Genomic DNA, 10336 nt, shown 5'->3' with positions numbered 1-10336 from the left:
GGCCCGGTCCACCGCGCGGCCCCACCGGCGCTGCTCGGCGCCGGCCTCGGCGATGACGTCGCTCAGCCGGCCGCTGACACGCAATTCGGGCGCATGCTCCAGGGCAAGCATCGCCGCGTGGTCGCGCTGCGAATGATGCTCACCGGCAACGGTTTCAGCGGCCAAGGTGGCGCGGGCGGACAGCAGTGGGGCCGCCACCCCGGCGATCAACAGGCATGCGGCCAGCACCGCGGCGGCCGGAACGGAAATGACCGCGATCACTGCGACGGCCGCCACCCCGAGGACGGCGGCGACGCAGACCGGGATGACAGCCCGCACCACCACGTCGGACAGTTCGTCCACCCCGGCGCCGACACGCGCCACCAGATCGCCACTGCTGCGCCGCATCACGGTGTCCTCGGGCCCGCTCGCGAGCCGGGTGAAGAGTCGTTCCCGGGCGGTGCCCGCCGCACGCAGCGCGGTGTCGTGGGACGCCAGCCGCTCGCAGTACCCCAGCACGCCGCGGGAGATGCCGAGCGCGCGGACGGTCACCGCGGCGACCGTCAGGTGCAATACCGGAGGCATCTGCCAGGCGCGGGTGATCAGCCACGCCGACACCGCGGTCAGCGCGAGCGCGCTGCCCAGTGACAGTGCGCCCAGCGCCACCGCCAGCGCGATCCGCGGCGCCCGGGGCGCCAGCAGCGGCCACGCCTGCACCAGCGGGTCACGGCGCGACACGTTGACCTCCCATGTCGACCACCTCGTCGCCGAGTGCGAGGACCGTGTCGCGGTGGCCGACCACGAGCACGGTCGCGCCGGCCGCCGCGCGCTGTCTGATCGCCTCCAGCACCCGCGCTTCGGTGGGCCCGTCGAGGTGGGCCGTGGGTTCGTCGAGAAGCAGCACCGGCGCCGCGGAACCGAGTACCCGGGCCAGGCCCAGTCGCTGACGCTGACCCAGGGACAGCCCCACCCCGCCGCGCCCGATGACCGTCTGCAGGCCGTCGGGCAAGGTGGCCAGCACCTCGTCGAAGCACGCAGCCCGGCAGGCCGACTGCACATCGGGCAGCGGGCCGAACAACTCCAGGTTCTGTTGCACGGTGCCCGGCATCAGCACCGGCCGCTGCGCCAGCCACGCCACCTTCGACCACCACTGCGTGCGGTCGAGGTCGGCGATGTCGATCCCGTTGACCCGGATCCGTCCCGGGGTCGGCCGGTCGAGGCCGAGAATCGCCTGCAGCAGAGTCGATTTACCGATGCCGTTGGGGCCGGTCAACACGGTCACCCGGCCGGGCCGGGCGGTCAGATCCGGGTTCTCGACCTGCACGGTCACCGCGTCGCCGGGCAGGGCAGCGGTGCCGGTCTGCGGCGGGGGCACCGTGTCGAGGAAGCGGAACGCCGCCTGCACCGCAGTCTTGCCGTCCTGGGCGGCGTGGAAGGCCGCCCCGACCCGGCGCAACGGCCAGAACACCTCCGGCGCGAGGAGCAGCGCGGTCAGGCCGGCGGTCAAGGTCATCTCACCGAACACCAGCCGCATGCCGACGCCGACCGCCACCAGCGCCACCCCGAGTGTGGCGATGAGTTCCAGCACCAGCGCGGACAGGAACGCGACGCGCATCGTGGCCATCGCCGAACGTCGGTGGGCGGCATCGAGTTCGGCGATCCGGGTGGCGGCCCCCGCGGTGCGGCCCAGTGCCCGCAGGGTGGGCAGACCGGCGACCAGGTCCAACAGTCGCGACTGCAGGGTCGCCATCGCGGCCAGCGCCGCGGCCGACCGGTCCGCGGTGGCCATCCCGATCAGGATCATGAACACCGGGATGAGCGGCAGCGCGATCACCACGATCACCGCCGACCGCCAGTCGTACAGTGCGATGACGACCACGGTGGCCGGGGTCAGGACCGCGGCCTGGAACAGCGACGGTAGATAGCCGGTGAAGTAGACCCGCAGGCCGTCGAGGCCGCGGGTGATCACCACGGCGGCGTCGTCACGGTGGGCGGCCAGATCGCGCGGCGGCAGTGCCGTGGCCGCCGTCAGCACCTGCTCGCTGAGGTCGGCGATGACGGCGCTGGCTCCGCGCTGGGCGAGCCGGCCCTGCTGCCACTGCGCCACGGTGCGGATCGTCCACAGCGCCACCAGGATCACGATCGGCACCGCGAGTGCGGACACGCTGCGGGATGCCGGATCGGTGATCACCCGGGCGACGATGCCGGCCAGCACCACCGCGGAAGCGATGGTGCACGCCGCGATGGCCACCCCGCAGGCCGTGGTGGCCACCAGGAACCGGCGCATGCCGGCGGAGGCCCGCCACAGGCGCGGGTCGATGGGCAGGCGCGAGGGATCGGTCAGGACGCTCGCCTGGACAACCCGATCGAGGCCGGGATCGATTCGGCGGTGACGCGCTTACGGAAGACCCAGTACGACCACGCCTGGTAGGCCACCACCAGCGGAAGCAGGGTCAGCGACGCCCAGGTCATGATGCGCAGCGTGTACGGGGTCGAGGACCCGTTGTAGATCGTGATGTTCCAGTCCGGGTTCAGGGTGGAGGGCAGCAGGTTGGGATACATCGAGCCGAAGATCAGCACCGCGACCGCCGCGACCACGATCACCATCGCGGCGAAGGCGACACCTTCGCGCAGACCCCGCCACACCAGGGCCACCGACACCAGTAGCGCCACCACCGCGACCGCCAGCGCCGCCCACGTCCAGGGTTGTCCGTAGGCCAGCTGGGTCCACAGGCCGAACCCGCCCGCGAGCACGATCACCGGGATCGAGAGCGTCCGGCCGACGCGGAACGAATCCTCGTGCAGCGCGCCCGCGGTGCGCAACGCCAGGTACACCGAGCCGTAGAACAGGAACAGCGTCGCGGTGGCCAGCCCCCCGAGCAGGGTGTAGGGGCTGAGCACGTCGCCGATGGCCGGATGGGCGCGGCCGTCGGCGTCGATCGGCAACCCCCGCAACAGGATCGCGAAGGCAACCCCCCACAGGAACGCGGGAAGCCATGAGCCGAGCGCGATTCCGATGTCGGCCCACCGCCGCCACTGCGGATCGTTGATCTTGCCGCGCCACTCGATGCCCACGACGCGCAGGATCATGCCGAAAAGAATTGCCAGCAAAGGAAGATAGAGCGCCGAGAACAGCGTCGCGTACCAGTTGGGGAACGCGGCGAACATGGCGGCCCCGGCGGTGATGAGCCACACCTCGTTGGCGTCCCAGACCGGACCGATGGTGTTGAGCACCGCGCGCCTGCGGTTGTCCGGGTCGCCCGGCCCGATGGTCCCCATCGGTGCCATCAGCATCCCGACGCCGAAGTCGAAGCCCTCGAGGATCAGAAAGCCGAGGAACAGCACGGCGATCAGCAGGAACCACAGTTCTTGAAGCCCCATGGCGGATCTCCTAGTAGGCGAAGGACAAGGGTTCGACGTCCTCCTTGTCGGGCGGGGTCGGTGGCGCGGGCTCGGAATCGTGCTCCTGCGGTCCCTCCGCCACATACCGCCGCATCAGGTAGAACCAGGCGACCGCCAGCGCCCCGTAGAGCAGCGTGAACACCGCCAGCGAGAACATCACGGTGCCGGCCGCATGGTTGGACACGCCCTCCTGCACCGTCATTCGCACCATCTGGTCACCGGTGGGGTTGGGCACCACCACCCAGGGCTGACGTCCCATCTCGGTGAAGATCCAGCCTGCGGAGCTGGCCAGGAACGGCGTCGGAATGGTGAGCAGGCCGAAGGTGCCGAACCAGCGCTGGTCGGGTATCCGGCCGCGCCGGGTCAGCCACAGGCTCAGCAACGCGAACGCCACCGGGACGAGCAGCAACCCGATCATCGCGCGGAACGACCAGTAGGTGACGAACAGGTTCGGTCGGTAGTTGCCGGGCCCGAACTTCTCCTCGGCCTGCGCCTGCAGGTTCTCCACGCCCTGCAGGGTCACCCCGGAGAACCGGCTCTCGGCCAGGAACGGCAGCACGTAGGGCACTTCGATGAGATGGGTGACGCTGTCGCAGTTGTTGTGCGTGCCGACCGTCAGGATCGAGAAGTCGGGGTCGGTTTCGGTCTGGCACAACGACTCCGCAGACGCCATCTTCATGGGTTGCTGGACGAACATCAGCTTGCCCTGGATGTCGCCGGTGAAGAACAGGCCGACGGCGGCGACGAGTGCGACATAGCTGCCGAGGATGGTCGCGGGCCGGTACATCGTGCGGGCCTCGACCTCTTCGCCCGGTCTGCGGTGCGACCGGACCATCAGCCACGCGCAGATGCCTGCCACGAACGCGCCGGCGGTGAGCAGGGAGGCGGTCACCGCGTGCAGGAAGGCCCAGATCGCGGTGTTGTTGGTCAGCAGCGCGACGAAGTCGACGAGTTCGGCACGTCCGGTCTCGGGATTGAACTTCGCGCCGACGGGGTGCTGCATGAACGAGTTCGCGGCGATGATGAAGTACGCCGAGGCGTTGACGCCGAACGCGACGATCCAGATGCAGGCCAGGTGCACGGCGCGGGGCAGCCGACTCCAGCCGAAGATCCACAGCCCGATGAAGGTGGACTCGAAGAAGAACGCGACCAGGCCCTCGAAGGCCAGCGGAGCGCCGAAGATGTCGCCGACGAAGCGGGAGTATTCGCTCCAGTTCATCCCGAACTGGAATTCCTGGACGATGCCGGTGGCCACGCCGATCGCGAAGTTGATCAGGAACAGCTTGCCGAAGAACCGGGTCAGGCGGTACCAGGCCGTGTTACCCGTGATGTGCCAGACGGTCTGCATGACCGCGATCAGCGGGGCCAGGCCGATCGTCAGTGGAACGAAGATGAAGTGGTAGACGGTGGTGATCCCGAACTGCCAACGCGACACATCCAATGCGTCCATGCGCCACTCCCAGGCTCTACGAGTCCAAACTACGACATAGTGTAGTAGTTCTTCCGCGGGGCGGCGCTAGGGACTTTTGGCCTCAGTCCGGTAGTGCTGTCGCGACGTCCCTCCGCACTGCGTCGACCTTCTTGTTCGCCGACCGGATCCCGAAGGCCGAAATGACCTCGAAGACGCCGATGACGATCAGCCAGATGCCGACCACCAACGTCAGGGTGGTCAGTGATTCGAACGGGGCAGCGAGCATGATCACGCCGGCGATCAGGCTGATCACGCCGATGAAGATCTCCCAGCCGCGCCCGGGCAGCAGGGGGTCGCTGATCGCCGACACCGCGGTGGCCACCCCCCGGAACACGAAGCCGATGCCGATCCAGATGGCCAGCAGCAGGATCGACTCCTGCAGGCTGCGGAAGCAGAGCACCGCGAGGATGAGCGCGGCCGCGCCGCTGAGGAACAGCAGCACCCGGCCTCCGGCGGAGACGTCGAGGCTGAACGCGAAGATGACCTGCGAGATGCCGGTGACCAGCAGGTAGGCACCGAAGAAGATGGCCGCGACGAGGATGGTGATGCCCGGCCACACCAAGATCAACACGCCGAGCAGAACGGCGAGAATCCCGGACAGCAGCGCCGATTTCCAGAGGTTCCGCAACATGCTTGGGGCAGCGGCTGATTCCATTTTCGAAGTGTGACACACCGACGACACGCTCTAGCCTGATTTGGTATTACGTCTGCCCATGTCGGGATGGGGTCGTTAATGTCCTGTTACCGGCGCTGCGCGCCGGATCATCGGTCGTTAACGTTCCTGGCTGGGAAAGACTGGCTCGAGGGGGACCCAGGCGGAGACGCCGACGACCCGAAGAAGAAAGTTGAGGCGAATCGTGTTGGGTGGAATTCAATCCCGCCGGACCAAGATCTGGCGCGTGGCAGCAGTCTTCGCTGCCAGTGGCGCCCTGGCGCTGTCGGGCTGTTCAAGCAGCTCCGACCAATCTAGTGAAGAGGGATCTCCGACCGCCTCCGCTCCCGCCGAGAAGGTCGACGCGATCGCCAACACCGTGCCCGAGGCCATCAAGTCGACCGGGACACTCGTCATCGGCGTCAACATCCCGTATGCCCCGAACGAGTTCAAGGACGAGAGCGGCAAGATCGTCGGCTTCGACGTCGACCTGATGAACGCGATCGCCGGCACCCTCGGCCTGACGCCCGAGTACCGGGAGGCTGATTTCGCCAAGATCATCCCGTCCATCCAGGGCGGGACGTTCAACGTCGGCATGTCGTCGTTCACCGACAGCAAGGAGCGTGAGCAGCAGGTCGACTTCGTCACCTACTTCTCGGCCGGCACTCTGTGGGCTCAGCCCGCCGGTGGTCAGATCGACCCGGAGAACGCGTGCGGCAAGAAGGTCGCGGTGCAGGCGACCACCGTCCAGGACACCGACGAGCTGCCCGCGCGCAGCAAGAAGTGTGTCGACGAGGGTCAACCGGCCATCGAGATCATCCCGTTCGACAGTCAGGACGCCGCCACCAACGCGGTGGTCCTCGGCCAGGCCGACGCCATGTCGGCCGACTCGCCGGTGACGCTGTATGCGATCAAGCAGACCAACGGCAAGCTCGAGCAGGCCGGTGAGACCTTCGACTCGGCGCCCTACGGCTGGCCCGTGCAGAAGGGCTCACCGCTGGCGCAGTCGCTGCTGCAGGCCCTTGAGCATCTGATCGAGACCGGCAAGTACAAAGAGATCGCGGCCAACTGGGGACTCGAAGAGGGCATGATCGACAAACCGGTGATCAACGGCGCGGTCTCCTAGGAGACGTTGACACCAATGACCGATGTCGGCACGCCGCCACAAGCGATCGACGCCGTTCCGCTCCGCCACCCATGGAGGTGGGTGGCGGCGGCCGTCATCCTCATCCTCGTCGGACTGTTCCTCTACGGGGCGGCGACCAACCCGGCCTACGGGTGGTCGACGTTCGGCGAGTACCTGTTCCATGAACGGATCCTGCTCGGTGTCTTCAACACCCTGCAGCTGACCGTGTACTCGATGGCCATCGGCATCGTGCTCGGGGTGATCCTGACCATGATGCGGTTGTCGTCGAACCCGGTGCTCGGCGCGGTGTCGTGGGTGTTCCTGTGGATCTTCCGCGGGACCCCGGTGTACGTGCAGCTGGCGTTCTGGGGCCTGTTCCCGACGATCTACCAGAACCTGCAGCTCGGGGTGCCCTTCGGTCCGTCGTTCTTCCACATCAACCTGCAGAGCCTGTCAATTCCGTTCGCGCTGGCGGTGATCGGCCTGGCGTTGAACGAGGCCGCCTACATGGCCGAGATCGTCCGTGCGGGCATCACCTCGGTGCCCGAGGGGCAGTTCGAAGCCTCGACCGCGCTGGGTATGTCCTGGGGGATGGCGATGCGCCGCACGGTGCTCCCGCAGGCGATGCGGGTCATCATCCCGCCGACGGGCAACGAGGTGATCAGCCTGTTGAAGACCACGTCGCTGGTCACCGCGGTGCCGTACGCGTTCGATCTGTACAGCATCGCCACCCGCGAGATCGCGGCGCGGATCTTCGAGCCGGTGCCGTTGCTGATGGTCGCGGCCACCTGGTATCTGATCATCACCAGCGTCCTGATGGTGGGCCAGTACTACCTGGAGCGGTACTTCTCGCGGGGCGCTTCGCGCAAGCTGACGACCAAACAGCTCGAAGCGTTGGCGAAGGCGCAGATGGGTACGGGGGTGTGACGATGGCGCACGACACCTCATCTCCGATGGTCAAAGCCGAACTGGTCTGCAAGGACTTCGGCGCGCTGAAGGTGCTCAAGGGCATCACCCTGGAGGTGCACAAAGGTCAGGTGCTGGTGCTCGTCGGGCCGTCGGGGTCAGGCAAGTCCACGTTCCTGCGGTGTATCAACCATCTCGAAACCGTCTCTGCGGGAAGGCTCTACGTCGACGGGACGCTTGTCGGTTATAACGAGCGCGGCGGCAAGCTGCACGAGATGAAGCCACGCGAGGTCGCCAGGCAGCGCCGCGAGGTGGGCATGGTGTTCCAGCATTTCAACCTGTTCCCGCACCGGACCGCTCTGGGGAACGTCATCGAGGCACCCATGCAGGTCAAGGGGCTCGGCAAGAAGGAGGCCGCCGAGCTCGGTCGCGACCTGCTGGCCCAGGTGGGTCTGGCCGAGAAGGCCGGTGCCTACCCGGCGCAACTGTCCGGCGGTCAGCAGCAGCGGGTGGCGATCGCCAGGGCGCTGGCCATGGATCCCAAGCTGATGCTGTTCGACGAACCGACCTCGGCGCTGGATCCGGAGCTGGTCGGTGAAGTGCTGGGAGTCATGCAGAAGCTTGCGGCCGAAGGCATGACGATGATCGTCGTGACCCACGAGATGGGCTTCGCCCGCGAGGTCGCCGACGAACTGGTGTTCATGGACGCCGGTGTGGTGGTCGAGCGGGGTGACCCACGCGAGCTGATGGCCAATCCCCAACATGAACGGACGCAAGCGTTTCTCTCCAAGGTGATGTGACGCCTGACCCCGCTACGCCGTTGTGGCGTGCCGCTCAGGTGTTCCGCCTGCTCACCTGCATCTACGCCATCGGGTTCCACGTGGCGATCAACGACGAGCTGGCGCACCCGGGCGTCGGCTGGGTGCTGCTGGCCGTGCTGCTCGGCTGGAGTGCGGCCTGCGCGGTGGCCTACCTGGAGGGGTTCGGCCGGCGTCCGGCCTGGGTGCTGGCCGAGATCGCGGTGGTGGTGACCCTGATGCTGTCCACCGAATGGGTGGCCTCGGACCAGTGGGCGCAGGACAACCAGTCATGGCCGACCACGCTGTGGGCCACCAACGCCACCATTTCGGCGGCTGTCCTGGCCGGTCCGGTGCCAGGGATGGTGACCGGCCTGGTCGTGGTGGCGGCCAGCGCCGCGCTGAAAGAGCACATCAGCATCGACGTCGGCCGCAATGCCACCATCGTGATCGAGCTGGCGGTCGGTCTCGCTGTCGGCATGGCCGCGCAGACCGCGCGCCGGGCGCACGCCGAACTGGAGCGGGCGGCCCGCCTGTCGGCCTCACTGGAAGAGCGTGAGCGGTTGTCGCGGCAGGTTCACGACGGCGCGATCCAGGTGCTGGCGCTGGTCGCCCGTCGCGGACGCGAGATCGGGGGAGACACCGCCGAGCTCGCCGAGCTGGCGGGGCAGCAGGAGCGTGCACTGCGCAGGCTGGTCAGCGCCCAGGAGGCCGAGCCGCGCGACGGCCGAGTGTCCGATCTCGGGGCCATGCTGCGGCGGCGAGCGTCGGACCGGGTGTCGGTCAGCCTGCCCGCCGGCCCCGTACTGCTGGAAGCGGCCGTCGCCGAGGAGCTGCTGGCCGCGGCGGCCAACGCTCTGGACAACGTCGAGGCGCACGCGGGCCCGGCCGCGCGCGCGTATGTTCTGCTGGAGGACCTGGGCGACACGGTCACGGTCAGCATCCGCGACGACGGTGTGGGTATCCCCGAAGGCCGACTCGCCGAAGCGGTGCGGGAAGGCCGGATCGGGATATCGAAATCGATTGTGGGGCGCATGAATTCCATGGGCGGGCGAGCCGAGCTCACCACCGGGGCCGGCGCGGGGACAGAATGGGAGTTGACCGTGCCCCGCACACCAGGCGTGGCGCGGTGACCGAAACACCGATCAGCGTCATGGTCGTCGACGACCACCCCATCTGGCGGGATGCGGTGGCGCGCGATTTGGCCGAAGACGGGTTCGACGTGGTCGCCACCGCAGACGGCGTGGCGTCGGCGAAACGGCGCGCGACGGTGGTGAAGCCCGCGGTGGTGCTGATGGACATGCGACTCGCCGACGGCGACGGCGCGCAGGCGACCGCCGAGGTGCTCGCCGTGTCGCCGGCCTCGCGGATCCTGGTGCTGTCGGCGTCGGACGAACGCGACGACGTGCTGGAAGCGGTCAAGGCCGGCGCCACGGGCTATCTGGTCAAGAGCGCGTCCCGGCAGGAGTTGAACGACGCGGTGCGGTCCACCGCGCAGGGCCGGGCGGTGTTCACGCCCGGACTCGCCGGTCTGGTGCTCGGGGAGTTCCGGCGCCTCGAGCGCGACACCCCCGCCGGACCGACACTGACCGAGCGGGAGACCGAGATCCTGCGGCATGTGGCCAAAGGCCTGACGGCCAAACAGATCGCGTCGCGGCTGTCGTTGAGCCACCGCACCGTCGAGAACCATGTGCAGGCCACGTTCCGGAAGCTCCAGATCGGCAACCGGGTCGAGTTGGCCCGGTACGCGATCGAGCACGGTCTGGACGAGTAGTTGTACTCATCCGCCGCGGCGCGCCGGTCGCCAGGATGGCGGTATGACCGAACCGCACTCCGCCGTCGTCACCCGGCTCTCCGCGGACTTCGCCGCGATCTCGCGCCAGCTCGCCCGGGTCTCGACCGACCTGGCCGAGCTGGACCGGATACTGGCTGACCGGCCACATCCGGCTGCCCCTGCCCCTGCGCCCGCCCCTGCCGCGCCACCGGCGCCGCCCCCGAGGGCC

At 68.2% G+C, this 10336-nt stretch carries 10 protein-coding genes and 1 pseudogene; 6 read left to right on the top strand and 5 right to left on the bottom strand.

Going from position 1 to position 10336, the window contains the following annotated elements:
- From MVA01S_RS26210 to MVA01S_RS26190, 5 genes are all read right to left on the bottom strand, one after another.
- Positions 1-717 (bottom strand): ABC transporter transmembrane domain-containing protein (locus MVA01S_RS26210; protein ID WP_255251722.1); only part of this gene is annotated, 717 nt, incomplete at its 3' end.
- Positions 704-2266 (bottom strand): thiol reductant ABC exporter subunit CydD, encoded by a 1563-nt coding sequence (gene cydD, locus MVA01S_RS26205; RefSeq protein WP_003931898.1) that lies wholly within the window; start codon positions 2264-2266, stop codon positions 704-706. The genes MVA01S_RS26210 and cydD, both read right to left, overlap by 14 nt.
- Before the next feature lie 53 nt (positions 2267-2319).
- Positions 2320-3360 (bottom strand): cytochrome d ubiquinol oxidase subunit II, encoded by a 1041-nt coding sequence (gene cydB / locus MVA01S_RS26200; RefSeq protein WP_003931899.1) that lies wholly within the window; start codon positions 3358-3360, stop codon positions 2320-2322.
- A 10-nt stretch (positions 3361-3370) separates the two neighbouring features.
- A complete protein-coding gene (locus MVA01S_RS26195; RefSeq protein WP_003931900.1) occupies positions 3371-4831 on the bottom strand; it encodes a cytochrome ubiquinol oxidase subunit I in 1461 nt (486 codons plus the stop codon).
- Positions 4832-4913: 82 nt separating this feature from the next.
- Positions 4914-5507 carry an HdeD family acid-resistance protein gene (locus tag MVA01S_RS26190; RefSeq protein ID WP_003931901.1) on the bottom strand — a complete coding sequence of 198 codons (594 nt, stop codon included), beginning with the start codon at positions 5505-5507 and terminating at the stop codon, positions 4914-4916.
- Between the two features lie 202 nt (positions 5508-5709).
- Between MVA01S_RS26190 and MVA01S_RS26185 the strand changes: the two genes are divergently transcribed.
- The 6 genes and pseudogenes from MVA01S_RS26185 to MVA01S_RS26160 form a co-directional block, all read left to right on the top strand.
- On the top strand, positions 5710-6630 hold the full coding sequence (locus tag MVA01S_RS26185; protein WP_040542155.1) for an ABC transporter substrate-binding protein: 921 nt from the start codon (positions 5710-5712) through the stop codon (positions 6628-6630).
- Between the two features lie 15 nt (positions 6631-6645).
- Positions 6646-7557, top strand: coding sequence for an amino acid ABC transporter permease (locus tag MVA01S_RS26180; protein ID WP_003931903.1), 912 nt, complete (start codon positions 6646-6648; stop codon positions 7555-7557).
- Between the two features lie 26 nt (positions 7558-7583).
- The gene (locus MVA01S_RS26175) at positions 7584-8336 is read left to right on the top strand and encodes an amino acid ABC transporter ATP-binding protein (RefSeq protein WP_003931904.1); all 753 of its coding nucleotides are present in this window, start codon (positions 7584-7586) and stop codon (positions 8334-8336) included.
- On the top strand, positions 8333-9466 hold the full coding sequence (gene macS, locus MVA01S_RS26170) for a MacS family sensor histidine kinase (RefSeq protein ID WP_237024377.1): 1134 nt from the start codon (positions 8333-8335) through the stop codon (positions 9464-9466). The genes MVA01S_RS26175 and macS overlap by 4 nt, the downstream gene beginning before the upstream one ends.
- Positions 9467-9486: 20 nt before the next feature.
- Positions 9487-10107, top strand: a complete 621-nt coding sequence (locus tag MVA01S_RS26165; RefSeq protein WP_040542252.1) for a response regulator — start codon at positions 9487-9489, stop codon at positions 10105-10107.
- Positions 10108-10150: 43 nt separating this feature from the next.
- Positions 10151-10336, top strand: a pseudogene (locus tag MVA01S_RS26160) (DUF2339 domain-containing protein); the annotation flags it as partial.

Origin of the sequence: Mycolicibacterium vaccae NBRC 14118 = CIP 105934 (genome assembly GCF_001552715.1) — a bacterium.
GTDB classification, from domain to species: domain Bacteria; phylum Actinomycetota; class Actinomycetes; order Mycobacteriales; family Mycobacteriaceae; genus Mycobacterium; species Mycobacterium vaccae.
The sequence above is the reverse complement of the archived record's forward strand: the minus strand, read 5'-3'. Positions and strand labels throughout refer to the sequence as shown.

What these genes read in the sequence shown, in the direction of transcription:
- cydD (WP_003931898.1), bottom strand. Translation starts at nt 2,266, where the DNA reads ATGCGCCGGTTCCTGGTGGCCACCACGGCCTGCGGGGTGGCCATCGCG.
- cydB (WP_003931899.1), bottom strand. Translation starts at nt 3,360, where the DNA reads ATGGGGCTTCAAGAACTGTGGTTCCTGCTGATCGCCGTGCTGTTCCTC.
- MVA01S_RS26195 (WP_003931900.1), bottom strand. Translation starts at nt 4,831, where the DNA reads ATGGACGCATTGGATGTGTCGCGTTGGCAGTTCGGGATCACCACCGTC.
- MVA01S_RS26190 (WP_003931901.1), bottom strand. Translation starts at nt 5,507, where the DNA reads ATGGAATCAGCCGCTGCCCCAAGCATGTTGCGGAACCTCTGGAAATCG.
- MVA01S_RS26180 (WP_003931903.1), top strand. Translation starts at nt 6,646, where the DNA reads ATGACCGATGTCGGCACGCCGCCACAAGCGATCGACGCCGTTCCGCTC.
- MVA01S_RS26175 (WP_003931904.1), top strand. Translation starts at nt 7,584, where the DNA reads ATGGTCAAAGCCGAACTGGTCTGCAAGGACTTCGGCGCGCTGAAGGTG.
- MVA01S_RS26165 (WP_040542252.1), top strand. Translation starts at nt 9,487, where the DNA reads ATGGTCGTCGACGACCACCCCATCTGGCGGGATGCGGTGGCGCGCGAT.